The sequence below is a fragment of the Mesorhizobium sp. L48C026A00 genome (assembly GCF_000502375.1).
Lineage (GTDB): Bacteria > Pseudomonadota > Alphaproteobacteria > Rhizobiales > Rhizobiaceae > Mesorhizobium > Mesorhizobium muleiense.
On sequence record NZ_AYWU01000002.1, the window covers coordinates 106,318 to 124,939 of the forward strand.

The 18,622-nt window shown below is 63.1% G+C and carries 15 protein-coding genes; 9 read left to right on the forward strand and 6 right to left on the reverse strand.

Going from position 1 to position 18,622, the window contains the following annotated elements:
- The first annotated feature begins 139 nt into the window (after positions 1–139).
- A complete protein-coding gene (locus X738_RS47630; protein ID WP_023797119.1) occupies positions 140–1,663 on the forward strand; it encodes a PRC-barrel domain-containing protein in 1,524 nt (507 codons plus the stop codon).
- Positions 1,664–1,712: 49 nt separating this feature from the next.
- Here X738_RS47630 and X738_RS47635 read toward each other — a convergent pair whose 3' ends face one another.
- Positions 1,713–3,293: an alkaline phosphatase family protein gene (locus X738_RS47635; protein ID WP_023797120.1), complete on the reverse strand. Its 1,581-nt coding sequence runs from the start codon at positions 3,291–3,293 to the stop codon at positions 1,713–1,715.
- Positions 3,294–3,511: 218 nt separating this feature from the next.
- Between X738_RS47635 and X738_RS47640 the strand changes: the two genes are divergently transcribed.
- The 6 genes from X738_RS47640 (at position 3,512) to X738_RS47660 (ending at position 8,992) form a co-directional block, all read left to right on the forward strand.
- Complete coding sequence (locus X738_RS47640) at positions 3,512–4,444, forward strand: VOC family protein (protein ID WP_023797121.1); 933 nt, start codon at positions 3,512–3,514, stop codon at positions 4,442–4,444.
- Positions 4,445–4,556: 112 nt separating this feature from the next.
- Complete coding sequence (locus X738_RS47645) at positions 4,557–5,192, forward strand: alpha/beta hydrolase (RefSeq protein ID WP_023797122.1); 636 nt, start codon at positions 4,557–4,559, stop codon at positions 5,190–5,192.
- Positions 5,193–5,195: 3 nt separating this feature from the next.
- Positions 5,196–5,495 (forward strand): GNAT family N-acetyltransferase, encoded by a 300-nt coding sequence (locus X738_RS47650; protein WP_023797123.1) that lies wholly within the window; start codon positions 5,196–5,198, stop codon positions 5,493–5,495.
- Positions 5,496–5,875: 380 nt separating this feature from the next.
- The gene (locus tag X738_RS47655; RefSeq protein ID WP_023797124.1) at positions 5,876–6,934 is read left to right on the forward strand and encodes a dipeptidase; all 1,059 of its coding nucleotides are present in this window, start codon (positions 5,876–5,878) and stop codon (positions 6,932–6,934) included.
- A gap of 132 nt (positions 6,935–7,066) precedes the next feature.
- Positions 7,067–8,353, forward strand: coding sequence for a flavin monoamine oxidase family protein (locus tag X738_RS0140460; RefSeq protein ID WP_031254099.1), 1,287 nt, complete (start codon positions 7,067–7,069; stop codon positions 8,351–8,353).
- 228 nt (positions 8,354–8,581) lie between these two features.
- On the forward strand, positions 8,582–8,992 hold the full coding sequence (locus tag X738_RS47660; RefSeq protein ID WP_023797126.1) for a hypothetical protein: 411 nt from the start codon (positions 8,582–8,584) through the stop codon (positions 8,990–8,992).
- 131 nt (positions 8,993–9,123) lie between these two features.
- Here the strand turns inward: X738_RS47660 and X738_RS47665 are convergent, their stop codons facing one another.
- Both X738_RS47665 and X738_RS47670 read right to left on the reverse strand, forming a co-directional pair.
- Positions 9,124–11,208 (reverse strand): PAS domain S-box protein, encoded by a 2,085-nt coding sequence (locus X738_RS47665; RefSeq protein WP_031254100.1) that lies wholly within the window; start codon positions 11,206–11,208, stop codon positions 9,124–9,126.
- Between the two features lie 51 nt (positions 11,209–11,259).
- The gene (locus X738_RS47670) at positions 11,260–12,039 is read right to left on the reverse strand and encodes a response regulator (RefSeq protein WP_063830524.1); all 780 of its coding nucleotides are present in this window, start codon (positions 12,037–12,039) and stop codon (positions 11,260–11,262) included.
- Positions 12,040–12,086: 47 nt separating this feature from the next.
- Here X738_RS47670 and X738_RS47675 point away from each other — a divergent pair, with 47 nt between their 5' ends.
- A complete protein-coding gene (locus tag X738_RS47675) occupies positions 12,087–12,773 on the forward strand; it encodes a response regulator transcription factor (RefSeq protein WP_023797129.1) in 687 nt (228 codons plus the stop codon).
- Between the two features lie 39 nt (positions 12,774–12,812).
- Here X738_RS47675 and X738_RS82110 read toward each other — a convergent pair whose 3' ends face one another.
- Positions 12,813–12,980, reverse strand: a complete 168-nt coding sequence (locus X738_RS82110) for a hypothetical protein (RefSeq protein ID WP_023797130.1) — start codon at positions 12,978–12,980, stop codon at positions 12,813–12,815.
- A gap of 662 nt (positions 12,981–13,642) precedes the next feature.
- Between X738_RS82110 and X738_RS47685 the strand changes: the two genes are divergently transcribed.
- The gene (locus X738_RS47685; RefSeq protein WP_023797132.1) at positions 13,643–14,116 is read left to right on the forward strand and encodes a L,D-transpeptidase; all 474 of its coding nucleotides are present in this window, start codon (positions 13,643–13,645) and stop codon (positions 14,114–14,116) included.
- 67 nt (positions 14,117–14,183) lie between these two features.
- Here the strand turns inward: X738_RS47685 and X738_RS47690 are convergent, their stop codons facing one another.
- The gene (locus X738_RS47690; RefSeq protein WP_023797133.1) at positions 14,184–17,267 is read right to left on the reverse strand and encodes an efflux RND transporter permease subunit; all 3,084 of its coding nucleotides are present in this window, start codon (positions 17,265–17,267) and stop codon (positions 14,184–14,186) included.
- Entirely contained in the window at positions 17,264–18,517 is a 1,254-nt protein-coding gene (locus X738_RS47695) for an efflux RND transporter periplasmic adaptor subunit (protein WP_373420389.1), read from the reverse strand. The genes X738_RS47690 and X738_RS47695 overlap by 4 nt, the downstream gene beginning before the upstream one ends.
- Positions 18,518–18,622: the final 105 nt, after the last annotated feature.

The window sequence follows — 18,622 nt, forward strand, 5'->3', positions numbered from 1 at the left end:
TTGAGCGCGATTCGGGTGGTTTTTTCACAACGCTCGCCCTGGTGTCGGAACAACGGCGCGGTCACGACGTTGTGAATGTGTAACGCCGCGACCGATCTCCCCTGCTCGCGGCCAGAGATAACGCACGAGGAGGATTACGATGATCCGCACCCTTTTATCCACCACCGCACTGGCAGCGTTGATTGCGACCGGTGCGTATGCGCAGGAAGCCACCACACCGGCGCCCACCCAGGACCCGGCGGTCCAGGAGACCGCTCCGGCGGCTCCCGTTGCGCGGGCCGAGGGCAGCCTGATGACCAATATCATTGGTGAATCCGTCTATAACGGCACCGGCGACGATGCCGAGAATATCGGTGAGGTCAGTGATGTCGTCTTCGATGAAAACGGTCAGGCGAAATCCGTCGTCATCGGCGTCGGCGGCTTTCTTGGCGTCGGTGCCAAGAATGTCGCTTTCGACTACAACAAGCTGCAATGGGCCGAACGGAATGGCGACCGCTGGCTGATTGCCGAAACCACAAAAGATGAGTTGACGGCTCAGCCGGACTTCGATCGCAAGCCCTATGATCCGGCTCCTGCGGCCACCGACACCACGGCTACGGCTCCCGCTCCATCGACCTCGACGGATACAACGGCGCAGAATGCTCCGGCGGCTCCAGCCGATAGCGCCGCAGCTCCGGCCGAACCTGTGAAGAGTGCCGACGGCAACCTTGCCACGAATATCATCGGCGAAACCGTCTATAACGGCACTGGCGACGACGCTCAAAACATCGGCGATGTGAACGACATCGTTCTGGCCAAGGATGGCAAGGCCGAGTCGCTGATCATTGGCGTCGGCGGCTTCCTTGAGGTTGGCGAAAAGAATGTCGCCTATCAGTTCGACAAGGCCAAGTGGGCGGAGAGGGACGGCGACCGCTGGCTGGTCGCCGAGACCACGAAGGAAGACCTGGAGGCGCTGCCGGAGTTCGACCGCGAGCCCTATGATCCCGCCCCGGCGACAACCGCATCGACTGACGCGGCGACGCCGGCGCCAGTGACCACCACCCCTGCTGTCACTGCGGCTCCAGCCCCGGCGGAGAAGACTGCGGAAGCTCCGGCGGCAACGCCTGAACCCGCTGCTCCGGCTCCAATGGACAAGACAGCCGAGGCTCCGGCGACGACGCCAGACCCGGCTGCTCCGGCACCGGCGGACAAGACAGCCGAGGCTCCGGCTGCAGCAACGCCTGACCCGGCTGCTCCGGCACCGGCGGACAAGACAGCCGAGGCTCCGGCTGCAGCAACGCCTGACGCAACCCCCGACCAGACGAAGACCGCGGCGATCGACAAGTCGGCGCTGACCGAAATGCCGATCAACGAAATCCGCTCCGAGGATTTGGTTGGAACCACGGTCTATGGCGCCAACGATGTCAACGTCGGTGAGATTGGTGACGTCGTGCTGACCGGCGACAAGAAGGTCGACGCCGTCATCATCGACGTTGGCGGTTTCCTCGGCGTTGGCGAGAAGGAAGTGGCGATCGGCATGGACAACCTTAAATTCATGACCGACAAGGATGGCAATCGCTATCTCTACACGAACTTCACCAAGGAGCAGCTCGAGGCGCAGGCCCCCTATGACAAGGCCACATATGCGCAAAACCGCGACACCCAGCGCATGATGATGCGCTAGCTTGCGCCAACGATGAAAGAGGCCCGCGCCGGCAACGGCGCGGGCCTTTTCATGATGGGAAAGGTGGCAGGCCTGCGACGTGGCCGACCACGCCATCCTCGGTCAGTTCGGCAAGCGCCAGCGACTGATCGAGATGTTCGGCCCGCCAGGCAAGCAGCCTTTCGGCAAGCTCCAGCCGGACCGGCAGATAGGCCGGATCGGCAGCGACATTGCTCAGTTCGTCCTGATCCTTCTCCAGGTCGAACAGCAGCGGCGGCAGGCCGCCGGCGAAATGTACATATTTGAATTGTTTCGTGCGGATGACCGCCAGATTGCACTGGCGCGGACCGATGCCGAAATAGCGCTCGGCATCAGCGTCGGCAACCGAGCGGAAATCGAACTCCCAATGCGCGGCCTCGCGCCAATTGTCCGGCTCCCCGGCATCCAGGAACGGCTTCAGCGATTGTCCGTCGAGATGCGGCGGGAATACCTCGCCAAGCAGATCGAGCAATGTCGGCGCTATGTCGACTGCTTCGGTGAAGCGGTCGACGCTGGCGCCGGCCGCCTTGCGGCGACGCGGGTCGCGGATGATCAGCGGAATATGAAAACTACCGTCGAAGAAGCCGCCCTTGCCCAGCATGAAATGGTCGCCCATCATCTCGGCATGGTCAGAGGTCAGCACGATGATGGTGTCGTCCCAGGCATCCGCCGCCTTGACCACCTGCCAGATGCGGCCAAGCTGCGCGTCGACTTCCGAGATCATGCCGTAATAAAGCGCGCGGATGCGGCGAAAATTGTCGTCGCCCCAGTCGCGCACCTTGCCCTCTGCGCCGGGGCGGAAATTTGCCCGCTGCTGCTGCCCAAGTTCATAGGCAAGGTAGGGGTGGCTCTGCGCCTCGGCCTGCCAGTTCGCGGCGCGGCGGAAGGTTGTTCCGTCGGCTGGATCATACATCTTGTTGTAAGGCTCCGGCACGATGAAGGGCGGATGCGGGCTGAGGAAGGAAAGATGCGCAAACCACGGTGTACCGCGCTCCTGTTCGCCGAGCCAGCGGACGAATTCGCCGGTCAGGAAGGCGGCTGGGGTCTCGTCCTTCGAGTAGACGGGCGGTGAGGTGGTCACGGCGCCGTCCGTCGTGGCAGCAACGATTTCGTCCGCTGGGCGATGGATATCGGGAAAACCGGCGCTGCTATCGATGCCGCGCGCCTTGAGCCATGACAGCCACGGTTTCTGGTGCTCCGGCAGGAGTTGGCGCACGGTGAAGCCGGGCAGCACGCCTTCATAGCTTTTCAGCCGCGGGTCGCCTGGCGTCAGCGTGCGCGGATCGGGCGACACGTCGGTATAGCCGAACAGCGTCGGATCATAGCCGAGACTGCGTGCCGAGAGTGCGATGTTGCCATGGCGAGCGTCGAGCGGCGTGCCGTTGCGGCAGACGCGGTTGTTCATCTGGTAAAGGCCGGTGTAGAGGCAGGCGCGTGCCGGCGAGCAGGGCGCCGCCCCGCCAAAATGCTGTCGAAACAGCACACCCTCGGCGGCGAGCGCATCGGCATTCGGCGTTCGCACCACCTTGTGGCCTGCCGCCGACAGGCAGTCGCCGCGCCACTGGTCGCAGGTGATCAGGAGAACATTCGGGCGTCTGTCTTTTCTGACCAATGCTGGTGTCCTTCATTGAAAACCTGTCGCTCATGGAGCCGAATTTTTGTGGCGACACAAGCCTCAGGTGTTCGCAAAATGGTGAACAAAAGTCGCTTTATTGTTCACTTATAAAGCACAGTCTATTCTGTGTTTGCGGCCTTTGCCGCCGGCTGGCGGCTCCTCATATTGGCGTGGACCGCGGCATGGGCCGCACAGGACAAGGAAGGAGCAGGAAAATGCTCAACCAGATCAGGGGTCTGCATCACGTCACCTCGATGGCCAGGGATGCGCGCCAGAACAACGAGTTCTTCACAAAAAAGCTCGGCCTGCGCCGGGTCAAGAAAACCGTCAATTTCGACGCGCCGGATGTCTACCATCTCTACTATGCCGACGAGCTCGGCACGCCCGGTTCGGTGATGACCTATTTTCCGTTCCCCAACATCGGCAAGGGCCGCCACGGCGTTGGCGAGGTCGGCACCACGGTCTATTCGGTGCCCGAAGGCACGCTTGCCTATTGGGAAAAGCGTTTTGCCGATGAGGGCGTCGCCGGGCTGTCGCGCGAAGAGAGCTTCGGCGACAAGCGCCTTGGCTTCGCCGGTCCCGATGGCGACGGGTTTGCGCTGGTCGAGAACAAGGCCGACACCCGCGCGCCATGGGCGAAGGGCGATGTTCCGTCCGACGAGGCGATCCGCGGCTTTCACTCGGTGTCGCTCAGGCTGAAGGACGGCGGCGCCACGGAAGAGCTGCTGAATTTCATGGGCTATGAGGAAGTCGACACGTCCGGCACTGTAAAAAGGCTGGCGCTGAAGGACGGCAACGGCGCCAACATCGTCGATATCGAATCGCTGCAGGGCGCCGCTTTTGCCGATCTCGGCGCCGGCTCGGTCCACCACGTCGCCTTCGCTGTCGAAAACCGCGCCAAGCAGCTCGAAGTGCGCAAGGCGCTGATGGACACCGGCTACCAGGTGACGCCGGTGATCGACCGCGATTATTTCTGGGCGATCTATTTCCGCACGCCGGGCGGCGTGCTGTTCGAAGTCGCCACCAACGAGCCGGGCTTCGATCGCGACGAGGACGCCGCCCATCTCGGCGAGGCGCTGAAGCTGCCGTCGCAGCACCAGCATCTGAGGCCCTATCTCGAGCAACATCTGCAAAAGCTGGAAGACTAAAAGCGCATCGCGTTTGACCAGGTTGGGCGACGCGCTTTTAGTTTGGTTTTGTGCATGTCGTCATCGCAAAACCGCTGCGCACTTTTGCGCGACATGCATTAAGGACAAGGCCATGAGCAAGGACGCTTACACCTATAGGACACTGCCGGGTTCGCCTGATGGATCGCTGCTCTTCGTCTTCCACGGCACCGGGGCCGACGAGAACCAGCTTCTGTCGCTCGGGCGTGATCTCGCGCCGCAGGCGACTATCGTTTCGCCGCGCGGCGATGTCTCGGAAGACGGTGCTGCGCGCTTCTTTCGCCGAACCGGCGAGGGCGTCTACGACATGGACGACCTGGCGCGGGCGACGGACAAGATGATTGGCTTCGTCAAGGCGCATATCGGGGCGCATGTCGAGGCGTCAAAGCCCGCGTCGGTGCTTGGCCTCGGCTATTCCAACGGCGCCAACATCCTGGCCTCGGTGGTGTTCGCGGCGCCCTCTCTGTTCGACGCGGCGGTGCTGATGCATCCGCTGATCCCATTCGAGCCGGAAATCGAGGGAAGTCTCGCCGGCCGCCGCATCCTGGTCACAGCAGGCAGGCGCGATCCGATCTGTCCGCCCAACCTGACGTCGCGGCTAGAAGCCCATTTGCGCGCCGATGGCGCCGATGTCACAGTGGAGTGGCACGACGGCGGCCATGAGGTGCAGTCGAACGAGATCGAGGCGGCGCGGCGGTTCCTGTCCGCTACGCCGGCAGAAGGAGCGTAAGCAATGCCTGACCAATTGCCGGAGGTCGAACTGGAGGATCGCGGTTCCAAGGGCCGTTATCTCCTGCGCGGGCCTGACGGCGCCGAGGCGGAGATGACTTTTACCAAGGTCGGCGAGCACCAGATCATCATCGACCACACCGAAGTGCCGGATGCGTTTCGCGGCCAGGGCGCGGGACTTAGGCTCGTTACCCGCGCCGTCGAGGACGCGCGCGCGGCGGGCAAGAAGATCATTCCGCTCTGCCCGTTCGCCAACGCCCAGTTCCGGCGTCACCAGGAATGGGCCGACGTGCTGAAGCAATAGCGCCGGTCCTGGCGCCAGTGGCTCCACCTTCTCCCCTTGTGGGAGAAGGTGGCCGAGCGAAGCTCGGTCGGATGAGGGGTGCTCCAGCTTGGCANCCTTCTCCCCTTGTGGGAGAAGGTGGCCGAGCGAAGCTCGGTCGGATGAGGGGTGCTCCAGCTTGGCACCGACAGCACTCCGTCCAACACCCCTCAACCGTCTCGGCGCTGCGCGCCGATCCACCTTCTCCCACAAGGGGAGAAGGCAAGAACGCGCCCAAAGCCCTTCGCCTTCAATTCGGCGTCCCCTACCCGATCGTTCGAGCGCTCGTCTTGCCTAGTGGGTATTGCCTTGCCTAAGTAGGATATTGCCCGCCCGACCAATCGAACCGAAATGATCCCTTGATGACCGAAACCGATCTTGTTCCCGTCTTCGACGGCCACAACGACACGCTGCTCAGGCTCTATCAGTCGAAAGACGCGGATGTCGAAAAGCTGTTCATCGAGGGAACATCGGGTGGCCACATCGACCTGCCGCGTGCGAAACAGGGCGGCTTTGCCGGCGGCATGTTCGCAATCTTTCCGCCGCCGGTCGAGAAATCCAAGCGCAGTGCGGTTCCTCCCGCGCCAAGCGATATCGAGCCCTTGCCGCCCGAAATTCCGCGCGCCGACGCGCTTGCTTCCACCATCGCCATGGCCTCGATCCTGTTCAGGCTGGAACGAGCGTCGGCGCTCACCGTCTGCCGCAGCGCCGGCGATGTGCGAAACGCGATGGCGCAAGGGTCGATCGCAGCGGTGTTCCATATCGAAGGCGTCGAGGCGATCGACCCCGAACTGACCATGCTCGACGTGCTGCATGCGGCCGGCTTGCGCTCGCTCGGCATCGTCTGGAGCCGCCCGAACGCTTTCGGCCATGGCGTGCCGTTCCGTTTCCCGTCGACGCCCGACACCGGACCTGGCCTGACCGATGCCGGCAAGGCGCTGGTCAAGGCCTGCAACCAGCTCGGCATCATGGTCGATCTTTCGCACCTCAACGAGAAGGGGTTTCGCGACGTCGCCGAGATCAGCGACGCACCACTGGTCGCGACCCATTCCAATGTCCATGCGATCTGCGGCCATTCGCGTAACCTCACCGAATGGCAGCTCGGCGCGATCCGCGACTCGGGCGGCATGGTCGGGCTGAATTTCGCGACCGGGTTTTTGCGCGAAGACGGCAGGATGAATGCCGATACCAGTCTCGACGTCATGGTGCGCCATGTCGATTCACTGCTGCAGGCTTTGGGCGAAGACGGCGTCGGGCTCGGGTCCGACTTCGACGGCGCCATGATCCCGGCTGTGGTCGGCGACGTCACCGGCCTGCCGAAGCTGCTCGACGCGTTCGCCGCGCGCGGCTTCGGTCGCGCGCTGATCGAGAAGATCGCCTACCGCAACTGGATAAGCATGCTGGAAAAGACCATTGGCTAAAGCGGGTCGCCCGGCGGAGCAGCCAGCAACCTGCAATTCGATCGAGCGGGGTTTGATGATCTCGACAGGAACGTTGTCTCCGAAGCTCAAGCCGCGGATGATTGCGGACTTCGAGACCTTCAGGGCCGGCTCTTGAAGCGCCAGACCGTACGAACCGATGTCGCCATCGTCGGCGCCGGCTTTACCGGCCTGTCAGCCGCGCATGAATTGAGCAAGGCCGGCATCGATCTTGCGCTGCTCGAGGCGCGCGGCCGCGTCGGCGGGCGGGTCGAGTCCCAGTGGAACGGGCTTGGCGAGCGGATCGACAGCGGCGGTCAGTTCCTGTGCGAGGACATGCCGGAACTGATGGCCCTGGTGCGAACGCGCGGCAAGACGTTGGTCGAGACCTATGCTAAGGGCGAGTTCGTTGCCCAGCCGCTGACCGGCGCAAAGCAAGTCGAGCGAATCTACCACGCCTCGATGTCGATCCGCGACCGCATGAACGCGATCGCACCGGGCGATCCGGCTATCGCCGGCTTGACCGTCGCCGCATGGCTCGATCGCCAGAACGATCCCGGCGAGGCCAAGGCGGCTTTCCGCTCGATGATCGAGGGCCTGTGGTGCCAAGCGCTTGAAAAACTGCCGCTTTGGCACCTCATCGACAATGACCGCCGTATCACCAACGAGGTGTCGGAGCTGCAGTATTTCGTGCACGAAACCATGCAGTCCCTGGCGGATGATCTGGCTGGCGATCTCGGCAACCGCCTGCGATTGAACACACCGGTCAGAACGATCGAGCGCAGACCGGGACGCGTTCGTCTCGCGTCGACGACGGGCTCGATCACGGCTCGAATAGCGCTGATCGCCATGCCGCCGATGATGGCTTCGAAGCTGGACTTCGCGCCGCCGCTGCCGGCTGCCTTGCAAAAGGCTCTCGGCGTCTGGCAGAGCGGCGCGGTGATCAAAGTACAAATGCGCTATGCCACCGCGTTTTGGCGCGCCAAGGGCCTGAGCGGCATGGTGATGTGGCGCGATCCGCCCGCACTTTTTGCCTGTGACGCCAGCAAGGACGACGGCCACCCCGCGTTGGTCGTCTTTGTCGGCGGGCCGCTTGCCCTCCGCTGGCGGGAACTTGGAGATGCCGCGTTGCGCACCGAGGTTACGGCGCGGCTGCAGCAGGCGCTCGGCACGGATGCAGGCAAGTTCACCGATTTCAGCTGTCGCGACTGGACCGATGATCGCTGGAGCGGCGGCGGCTACGCCGATCTCATCATCGATACAAGCGCCACCGAGGCCGAACAAACTATCCTGGCCGGCGAGCCGCCGGTGTATTTTGCATCTTCGGAATTGTCGCCGTCGTTTCCGGGCTATGTCGAAGGCGCAATCGTGGCTGGGCGCATTGCGGCACAGAAAATCCTCAGGGAATTTAATCTGCAGTAATCACCAGCGCCCCATGGTGCAGGCGAGGGCGTCTCAAAGTGGCGACCGGACGTCGCCGGGCCGGAGCGGCGGCGCGATTTGATCCCGCGCCCCTGCGATGACCGGATGTGCCCGCCGAAATCCCGTTTCAAAGCTGTTACACGGTCAGTTTGCGTGCGTCGTTCGTCCGTTACAAGGTGCGACTAAGTTCGTTTCAACAAAAAAAGAAGATCGACGAAGGGAAGCGCGATGTATACGAAAATCCGGACTGCCTGCAATGACCGCCGTCTGCAAGCGCTGAAGGGCAAGGATCGGCGGCCGAAGCTGGCGCTGCGCCAGCGCGCCAACGACCATCCGATGGCGCTGTTCGTGGTGCTGGGCGCCGCCGCGTTCGCCGGCATGGCGTTCGCGCCGACTGTTGGTCCCGCCTTTGCTTCACTGAACCCGCCGGCAAACATCGTCAAGGGCGCCCCGACCACGACCAAGACCGCGCGGCTGCCGATGCCGGAGATCGATTTTGTCTGCAAGGGGCAGGCCTGGGGCGCCGAGAGTGCGGAGTGCCTGCGCGTCATTGCTGAGCAATCCGGCATTCACAAGGCCCGCGCGGTTCGCGTGATCGCCAATGCCGCGCCGCTGACCGATACGCCGAACGTTTTTTGATGCCCGAGCGACCCCTCCAGCGCTCCAGGCAGGCTCCCGCCGCATCCTCGGCCGGGAGTCTTTTTTCTCTGGAAAGCCCCTTTGTTGAGCATCGGATTTTTTCAAAAACCGATTTCCACCAGTCCGAAGTCCTAGCTGCCCAATGCGGCCTGCTCGGCGATGGCCGACAGCACCCCGCGCACGTCCAGCGTGCTGAACGGCTTTTCCAGGATCTGCGGCCGCTGCGGCGCCGGCAATGCCTCGATTTCGGCTTTCGCGCCGATCAGGTCGCCGGTGACCAGAACGAAGCGCCGCGCCAGATCAGGCTTTTCGGCGAGCAGTTCGCGATAGATCGATATGCCGCTGGTGCCGGGCATGCGCAGATCGGAAAAGACGATGTCCGGCGGCATATGGCCCGACAAGGTCGCGGCGGCTGACGCCCAGGCCGGCACGATCCGCGACTTGATGCCCATCAACTCCAGAATGTCGGACAGCGAGGCGGCGACATCCGGCTCGTCGTCGATGATCAGGGCGTGGCGCAATCCGCTCGAGCGCGACGGGTTTTCGCCGGCGGCGGCCGCGCCGCCGGCGATCGCCGGCAACTGGACAACGAAACGGGCGCCTCTCGGCAGAACTTCCTCGAACCAGACATTGCCATTGTGCCGTTCGATGATCGATTTCGAAATCGACAGGCCGATGCCGGTGCCGACGCCGACCGGCTTGGTGGTGAAATACGATTCGAAGATGCGAGAGCGTATCGCTTCCGGCACGCCCGGCCCGTTGTCCTCGACCGAGAAACAGGGATTGCCGCGATCGCTGCGAAACGTGCGAACCTTGATCAGCCGGTCGCCGCCGATGCCGGCCAGAGCGTGCTGGCTGTTGATGAGGAAGTTGGCGGCAACTTGCGTCACATGGTCGGCGTCGGCCATGGCCAGCAGCGGGCCGCTGGCGAAATCGGTATCGATAATGATGCCGGTCGACCTGGCGCCGTAGGCGGTCACTTCGAGTGCCGCGCGGACCACCTGGTTGAGGTCGGTCTCGGCCTGCGACGCCGGATGCAGGCGGACCATCGAGAGGAAGCTCTTGACGATGCGGCCGCAGCGCTCTGCGGCGGCGCGCACCTTTTCGGCGCGCACCTTGGTCTGCGGGTCTGAAGCGAACTCGTGCAACAAAGTCGATTGGGCGACGACCACGGCAAGCGGGTTGTTGAGCTCGTGTGACACGCCGGCAAGCAGCGAGCCCATCGCCGCCATCTTCTCGTTCTGGTGCAGCTTTTCGCGCTGGCGGCCGATCTCCTCCTCGGCACGCAATTTGTCGCGGAGGTCGCGGATCGAGCCGAAGATCAGGCGGCGGTCGGCGACCCGCATCTCGGTTGCCGTCAATTCGATCGGAAAGACCTCGCCGGCAGCATTCTGGGTGACGGTCTCGATCCGCTGCCCGACCATCGGCGCGCCGCGGCCCGACATGTATTCGGCGCCCGACACATAGCCCTTGCGATAATAGTCCGGAACGACGGTGTCGAGCAGGTCCTTGCCGAGGATGTCGCTGCGCTGGTAGCCGAACATCTTTTCGGCCGCCGGATTGAACTCGATGATCGAACCGGTCTCGTCGATGACGATGATCGCGTCGAGCGAGGCCTGCAGCATGGTGCGGCGGATGACTTCGCTGGCGTGGGCATCGGAAAGCGATCGTTCGATGGCGTCGCCGATGGCCAGCGCCACGATGTGCAGCGTCGCCACTTCCTCGTCGGTCCATTCGCGCTCGTTCACGCAGTCGTTGACCGCCAGCGTGCCCCACAGATGGCCATGCGCAAAGACCGACACCGACAGGAACGACTTGATGTGCTGCTTTTCGAAGTCGGTTCTCAGAAAGCCTTCGAGGTCGCGCGTGTGTCCCGCGAAGATCTTGCCTTGCCGCTCGTCCTCCGCCAACCGTTCCAGCAGTGGGTCCGAATTGACAACCGACTGCATGATCACCGTCGGCGATGCCAGCTCGCCACCATATCGGGGGTCGATCCAGTAGGCCGCCACCGATTGGGCAAAGCCTTGGCCGGGCAGTTCGCGCAGCCGAAACAGGATGCCGCGCTGGCAATCCATGGCCCCGCACAGCGTTTCAAGGATGCTGCCCATCTCGCGCTGCCAGTCGCCAGCTTCGTGAAGCCGGCGAACGATGTGAACAGCGGCCATCGCCGCGCCCTGCCTGACGCCGTGCCTATCGCTGCGTGCTTCAGCCGTCATGGTCAGCCGTCATTTCACAGTCGTGCCACCGAGAGTGGTTGGTCGCGCCGCTCAGTTGCCTTCGCCGGTCGGCAGCGAGAAGATATAGCCTTCGCCGCGGACTGTGCGCAGGAATTTCGGATTGGCCGGGTCCGCCTCGATCTTCTTCCTCAGCCTCATGATGCGGATATCGACTGCACGTGAGGATTCAGGATCTTCCGCGAAGCCGATCGCCTCGGAGATCGCCGCACGCGTCAGCAAGCGGTTGGCACGCGTCAGGAAGACCTCCAGCACGTCGAACTCGCTCTTGGCCAGGTCGATGACCGTCCCATTGGTGCCGGTGACGAACCGACCGTCGAGATCGGCATGGAAAGGTCCGAAGCTCATGGAACGGCGGTTGGCAGTTGTTTCGGCCTTGGCGGCCTGCGGCTCGGCCGGCTGCGGCACGCGGCGCAGCACGCTGCGGACCCGCGCCAGCACCTCGCGCAATTCGTAGGGCTTGACGATGTAGTCGTCGGCGCCGAGTTCCAGCCCGACGATGCGGTCGAGCGCGGTGCCGGCGGCAGTGGCATAGATGATGCCGATCGGCGTTTTCGAGCGCATCCAGCGGCCAAGCGACAGGCCGTCCTCGCCCGGCATGGCGATGTCGAGGATGGCCAGGTGAAACGACTGCGTTTCCAGCAAGGTTCGCGCAGCGCTGGCACTCTCGGCCGTAGCGACATCGTAGCCGCTGGCGTCGAGATACTCGGCAACCGCGTCCCTCAGATCCGGCTCGTCCTCGACGACGACAATTCGTGCCCGCACGATGCTCTCGCTCCCACTTTCAGCGGAAAGTAGATTGGGTATAAACATCATGTCCAGCACTCATCTTGGGTTGCCGGGTTGCAGGGTGGAAAAAAATGGCTGCACGATCCATCATCGCGCTTGTTTCCGTCGCCGAAGTGGTCGCAACCGATCTGGCCGACCATCTCGAACGGCGCGGTCATGACGTGCGCGCAGTGCGGCAGCCGTGGGAGGCCGAATCCTTGCTTTCCGGAAACGGCATCGATGTCGTTGTCGTCGGCGACAGCCTCAGCCAGGCGGAAGGGCGTGACCTGCTCAAGCGCCATGGCGGCGAGGGCGGGCCGGATTTCATCCTGATCTGCCGGCCGGCCGATCTCGTCGACAAGGTGCTGGCGCTCGAGCTCGGCGCCGCCGACGTCGTCGAGAGCCCGCTCAACGTCAGGGAACTCGCCGCCCGTATCGGCGGCTTGCTGGCACGGCGCGGCCGGAACGCCGGGGAATTGGTCGTGCTGGAGAACGCGACGGTCGACCTCCGGTCGGCCATGGTCATGCATCGCTCCGGCACGGAAGAACAGTTGTCGCCGGGTCAGGTGGCGCTGCTCAGATTGTTCCTGGCCAGTCCGCGCAAGGTCTTGACGCGCGACGATATCATTGCCGCCGCGCCCGCCGAAAATGCCGATGCCTTCGATCGCTCGATCGATTCGCGCATCGTGCGACTGCGCCGCAAGCTCGACACCGAAACCATCACCACCATACGGGGTGCGGGCTACCGGTTCGATCCGCCGACGCAGTTCGCCGACTGAGGCCGCGGCCCTCACCGTACTGTCCACAGGCCCAGACGCTCAGCGCACCACGAGAAGCGACGGACCTGACGGCATTTCGCTGGCCGCGACGAATTCGCTGGCATGGGCACGATCCCTGAGAAGCACGGTGGCGAGGCCGGCAAAGCCGAGCAGGCCCTGTGCGTAGAGCAGTGCGGAAAGTACCGAAGCTGCAAATTTCGTGTTCATCGTTTTCGTCCCCCAAATTTGGTTTCAGGTTCGCTTCAGGGAAAACCCCGAAGTGCCCGCGCCGCCATCGGAGCCCCCCGTTGCGGCGCGGGCCTTCGGTCCTCTCGGCTGCAAGTTGCCGGAGGTGCCGCGCATCTTCTTCAGCCCAAAACCGACCCGCCAGAGGGCCTTGAGCCGGTTATGCGCAGGCTGGAGACGATCCAGACCGTGGCGAAAACAGTGAGGCATGCAAATCAACACTGCGGCTATGCTTATCCTGAACAGCCAGGAGATCGCGTTAGACTGCATGTTCATCTTCGTTTGTGCCGGCTGTTTTCGTTGGGTCAACTCTGCGGGCGGCCTGTATCCAGATCATGCCGCTCGAGTCCGCGCTTTGTTGCCGATTGGTTTCGAGCCAAGTCAAATTTCTTTCATGTGAGGCAAGATCGCACTTTCCCCAGAGACGACAGAGTACCTTTTCGCGGGTCCGAGCTCGACCAGGCAAACCGTCCTGTCCTTGGTTTCACCCCTGCAAATGCCTCGGATGGGCCTCCGGCCGTTAACCAGAGGAAACAGTTTCGAAACAGAAACGTCGGCTGTGCGAAATCAATTCGAAACGTGACCCAACGACAAGCCCAGTCATCGAATTGGAGCCGGGCCATACCCGGCAGACAGGGGATATCATGTACACTGCCATTTCCGCCAAGCTCATCAACATCGCCGCCGCCGTCACCGCGGGCACGGTTCTTCTGTTCGGCGCCGACAACGGCGTTGCCGATGCTGCCAATCGGGCCGCCAATCAGATCGTGGCGCGGATTTCGCTTTCGCAGCAGACGATGGAAGTCCTCGTCGACGGCCGGCCGACCTTCGCGTGGAAAGTCTCGACCGGCGGTAGGGGGCATCTCACCCCGACCGGGTCGTTCAAGCCGACCCGCATGCACCAGATGTGGTATTCGAGGAAATATGACAACGCGCCGATGCCGCATTCGGTCTTCTTCAAGGGTGGCTACGCCGTGCATGCGACCAATTTCGTCAGGCGCCTCGGCCAGCCGGCTTCGCATGGCTGCGTGCGGCTGCATCCGGACAACGCCGCCGACTTCTACCAGCTTCTCGAGATGTTCGGTCCGACCAACACCAGGATCGTCATCGTCAAATAGATAAAGAAGGCGATTCGGACATCACTGCCCAAGAAAAAAGGCCGGAAGTTTCCGGCCTTTTTGTCAATCAATCAACCGGCACCGGCATCAGCTTCGGGTCCGGCTTCTCGGCGTGATGCGGCAGGTCCTTGCTGGCGATGAAGGTGTAGAACATCGGCACCACGAACAGGGTGAACATGGTTCCCACCAGAATGCCGGTGAAGATCACCAGGCCCATCGAATAGCGCGCTGCGGCGCCAGCGCCGCTGGAAATGATCAGCGGCACCACGCCGAGCGCCATCGCCGCCGTCGTCATCAGGATCGGTCTTAGCCGCACCCTGGCCGAGGCGACGATCGCATCGCGCCGCCGCATCCCGTGGAGCTCGCGCTGCTGGTTGGCGAATTCGACCAGAAGAATGCCGTGTTTGGTGATCAGGCCGATCAGCGTGATCAGCCCGACCTGCGTGTAGATGTTGAGCGTTCCCAGCCCCAGATTGAGCGGCACGATTGCGCCGAAGATCGACAGCGGCACCGACATCATGATGATCAACGGATCGCGGAAGCTTTCGAACTGCGCCGCCAGCACCAGATAGATGACGAGAACAGCTGCCGCGAAGGCGATGATGATCGTGTAGCCCTGTTCCTTCTCCTGTCGCGACTGGCCGGTATAGTCGATGAAGAACGTGTCGGGCAGGCTTTCTCTGGCGATGTCCTCGATGGTCCTCAGCCCGTCGCCGGTGGTCAGCGTGGGCAATGGCAGAGCGGAAATCGTCGCGGAGTTCAACTGGTTGAACTGCTCGATCACGGCCGGCGAGGCGTTGGTCGAGATCTTCACCACCGCCGAGAGCGGCACCATCTCGCCCGACGCGCTGCGCACGAAATACTCGGCCAGCTTTTCAGGGTTGTCGCGGAAGTTCTGCGGCACCTGCGGAATGATGTCGTAGCTGTTGGACTCGCGGTCGAATTGCGCCACCTCGGCGCCACCGACCAAAAGGGTCAGCGTCCGGCCGATGTCGGCGATCGGCAGGTTGAGCGCCGCGGCGCGGTCGCGGTCGATCGTCACCGTCACTTGCGGCGCATCGAAGGACATCGAATTCTGCACGGCGAGGAAGCGACCGGAGGCCTGCGCCTTGTTCTTGATGTCCTCGGCCGCCTCGAACACCTGGGAGGCATCGCCGGTCGAGCGCACCACCATGGTGACCGGCAGGCCGCCGCCGGAGCCGGGCAGCGTCGGTGGGGCGAAGACGAAAGCCTCGACGCCCGCCACCTTGGTAAGGCGGGCGGTGATGTCTTCCTGAAGCTCCTTCGAGCTGCGCTCGCGCTCGGCCCAGTCCTTGAATGCGAAGCCGACGAAGGCGCTGTTCGTCGGGCCCTGAAAGGCGACGGCAGAGAACCGCGCCCTGGTTTCGGGAATATCATTCATCAGCCCGAGAATCTGGTTCACATAGGTCTCGGTGTAGTCCGACGTCGCGTAGCGCGGCGCGTTCACAAGAGACAGCAAGAAGCCCTGGTCTTCTTCCGGCGCCAGTTCGCCGGCGGTCTTGGTGAACATGAAGCCGGTAGTGGCGACCAGTGCGATGACGATCATCAGCGTCACCGGACGATATTTTAGCGAGCCGCTGACCAGCCGCTCATAGACGTTTTCGACGCGCCTGAACGTGTTGTCGACAATGCGCTGGAAGCGGCTGTGCGAGCCGGCCCTCAGGATGCGTGCTGACATCATCGGCGTGACGGTGAGGGCAACGACACCCGAAAGCACCACCGAGCCGGCAAGCGTTACCGCGAATTCGCGAAACAGTGCGCCGGTCAGGCCGCCGGTGAAGGCCAGCGGCGCGAACACGGCGGCCAGCGTTATCGTCATGGCGATGACGGCGGACGAGATCTCCCGCATGCCGTTGAAGGCCGCCTGCATCGGCGACAAGCCGTCTTCCTCCATGTGGCGGTGAATGTTTTCCACCACCACGATGGCATCGTCGACGACGAGGCCGATCGCCAGCACCATGGCCAGCAACGACAAGAGATTGATCGAATAGCCCAATGTAAACAGCAGGAAGCAGACGCCGATCAGCGACAGCGGAATGGTCACGATCGGCATCAGCACCGAGCGGAACGAGCCGAGGAAGAGCAGGATGACGACGATGACGATAGCGACCGCTTCGCCGATGGTCTTGAACACTTCCTCGATCGAGGCGCTGATCTGCTCGGTCGAATCGTAGACGATCTCGATCGTCATGCCTTGCGGCAGCGTCTCCTGGATCGTCGGCACGATTTCGTGGATCGCCTCCGCTGTCGTCAGCGGATTGGCGGCCGGCGTCGGGAAGATGGCGAGAAAGATGCCGGGCTTGCCGTTGAAAGTAACCCTGGTGTCGGTGTTCGCCGCGGCGAGCTCAACGCGCGCCACGTCGCGCAGCCTCACCACATTGCCGTCTGTGGAACGAAGCGGAAGAGCGGCGAAAGCCTCCGGCGTCTGCAGCGTCGAGCGGACGGTGATCGAGGAGGCGACGTACTCGCTTTCGGTATTTCCGGGTGCTGAGAGGAAATTCGATGCGTTGATGGCGGTCAGCACGTCCGACGCCGTCACGCCGCGCGCCGCCAGTTTGATCGGGTCGATCCAGACGCGCATCGAATATTCGGCGGCCCCGAAAATCTGCACGTCGGCGACACCCTCGACCGTCGACATGCGCGGCCGCACGACGCGCTCGATATATTCGGTGAGCTGTTCCGGCGTCATGTTCGGATTCTGCATCGAGATATACATCATCGCGAACTGCTCGCCGGTGCCCTTGACGATCACCGGGTCTTCGGACTCGTCCGGCAGGTCGCCGCGCACGCTTTGTACCTTCGACAAGACTTCGTTCAGCGCGACGTCGGGGTTGGACCCGAGTTTCATCTGCACCGTCACGGTGCTTGAGGACGGCCGGCTCGCCGACGTGACGTAATCGATGTTTTCGGTCGAGGCGACGGCACGGGCGATCGGCGCGGAAATGAACCCCTGGATCAGGTCGGCGCTGGCGCCGGGATAGGCTGTGGTGATCGTGATGGCCGTTTCTTCGACCTCCGGATACTGCCGGATCGAGAGGCTGAAGATGCCCTGGAAACCCAGAAGCAGGATCATCAAGGCGAGCACGGTCGAAAGGACCGGACGGCGAATGAAGATGTCGGAGAAGCTCATTTCTGGGCTGCCTGCTGGTTTGCCGGCTTGGACGGATCGATGGTGTTGTCGACGGCAACGGACATGCCGTTGGAAAGGCGGTTCTGGCCGGCGGTAACGACTTCGTCGCCGGGGGCGATGCCTTCCAGGATCTCAACCAGGCCGGCGTTGCGGCGGCCTGGCTTGACGAACACCTGGGCGAGCACGAGCTGCGGCTTCTGTTCTTCCGCCGTCGGTTCGGCCGGCGCAGCAGCCGATTGTTCCTCGGGTTTTGCTGCGGACGCTTCGGCCGCGGGGTCTGTGGCCGGCTTTTCTTCCGGCTCCGCAGCGGCAGGGGCGGCGCCGTTGGCCGCGGCTGGCTTTGCCGGACGCACCACGTAGACGAAGTCACCGTAGAGGCTGGAGGTCAGCGCGGTCTGCGGCACCGTCAGCACGTTGTTTTCCTCGGGCAGTTCGACGCGCACCTGCACGAACTGGCCAGGGGTCAGCTTGCCTTCGGGGTTGGCGACCTCGGCCCTGACCGTCACCAGCCGGCTGGTCGGATCGATCTTCGGGTCGATACCGCGGATGGTGCCGGCGAACGGCAGTTCGCCGTCACCAATGCCCAGCCGCACCGTCTGGCCGATCTTCAGCAGCGGAAGCTGCTGTTCGGGAACCGAGAAATCGGCCCGCATCGTCTCCAGATCCTGCAGGGTCGCTACGGAAGTGCCGGGTGAGAGATACTGGCCGAGGTCGATCCTGGGGATACCGACGGTGCCGCCGAAGGGCGCTGTCAGCAGCTTCTGCTTGAGCACCGCCTGCAGCCTGTTGACCCGCGAAGCGGAAGCCAATGCGGCTGCCCGCGCCGTATCGAGCGTCGATTCCGAGCCGACATCGCGTTTCTGCAATTCAAGGGCGCGTGTCAACGCCGTCTGGTCGAGCGCTGCTTGCGCCTTCGTCGCATCGAGATCGGCGCGTTCGGCGGCATCGTCGAGCTGAAGGAGACTCGCGTTGGCTTCAACCTTCTGATTGGCGTGAAAAAGGATGTCCTTGACGATGCCGGCGGTTTCGACGGTCAGGTCGACGCCGCGGACCGCGCTGACAGTGCCGATCGCCTCGACGCCCGGCGTCCACTCCGTCGGCTTGACGATTGTCGTCGACACGGTCGCGGCCGGCGGTTTCATCGTGGCGAAGAATTGCTGCATTGCATTGTCGCGGAACAAATTGAAGCCGACGATGCCGCCGCAGACCAGCACGAGCAGAATGAAGGCAATGATAAAACGCTTGATCACGAACAGTCCCCTTGGCCATGGCCCGGCACAACAGTCGGATGACCCAAACACATATCTGTGACTGGTCCCGATATCAAATGACGGCGACCTTACTGTACCGTCTGG

Bases quoted from the DNA above. Each gene is read 5' to 3' on its own strand.
- X738_RS47675 (WP_023797129.1), top strand. From the start codon at position 12,087: ATGGCTGCACGATCCATCATCGCGCTTGTTTCCGTCGCCGAAGTGGTC.
- X738_RS47630 (WP_023797119.1), top strand. From the start codon at position 140: ATGATCCGCACCCTTTTATCCACCACCGCACTGGCAGCGTTGATTGCG.
- X738_RS47650 (WP_023797123.1), top strand. From the start codon at position 5,196: ATGCCTGACCAATTGCCGGAGGTCGAACTGGAGGATCGCGGTTCCAAG.
- X738_RS47690 (WP_023797133.1), bottom strand. From the start codon at position 17,267: ATGAGCTTCTCCGACATCTTCATTCGCCGTCCGGTCCTTTCGACCGTG.
- X738_RS47640 (WP_023797121.1), top strand. From the start codon at position 3,512: ATGCTCAACCAGATCAGGGGTCTGCATCACGTCACCTCGATGGCCAGG.
- X738_RS47670 (WP_063830524.1), bottom strand. From the start codon at position 12,039: ATGTTTATACCCAATCTACTTTCCGCTGAAAGTGGGAGCGAGAGCATC.
- X738_RS82110 (WP_023797130.1), bottom strand. From the start codon at position 12,980: ATGAACACGAAATTTGCAGCTTCGGTACTTTCCGCACTGCTCTACGCA.
- X738_RS47685 (WP_023797132.1), top strand. From the start codon at position 13,643: ATGTACACTGCCATTTCCGCCAAGCTCATCAACATCGCCGCCGCCGTC.
- X738_RS47665 (WP_031254100.1), bottom strand. From the start codon at position 11,208: ATGACGGCTGAAGCACGCAGCGATAGGCACGGCGTCAGGCAGGGCGCG.
- X738_RS47655 (WP_023797124.1), top strand. From the start codon at position 5,876: ATGACCGAAACCGATCTTGTTCCCGTCTTCGACGGCCACAACGACACG.
- X738_RS47660 (WP_023797126.1), top strand. From the start codon at position 8,582: ATGTATACGAAAATCCGGACTGCCTGCAATGACCGCCGTCTGCAAGCG.
- X738_RS47645 (WP_023797122.1), top strand. From the start codon at position 4,557: ATGAGCAAGGACGCTTACACCTATAGGACACTGCCGGGTTCGCCTGAT.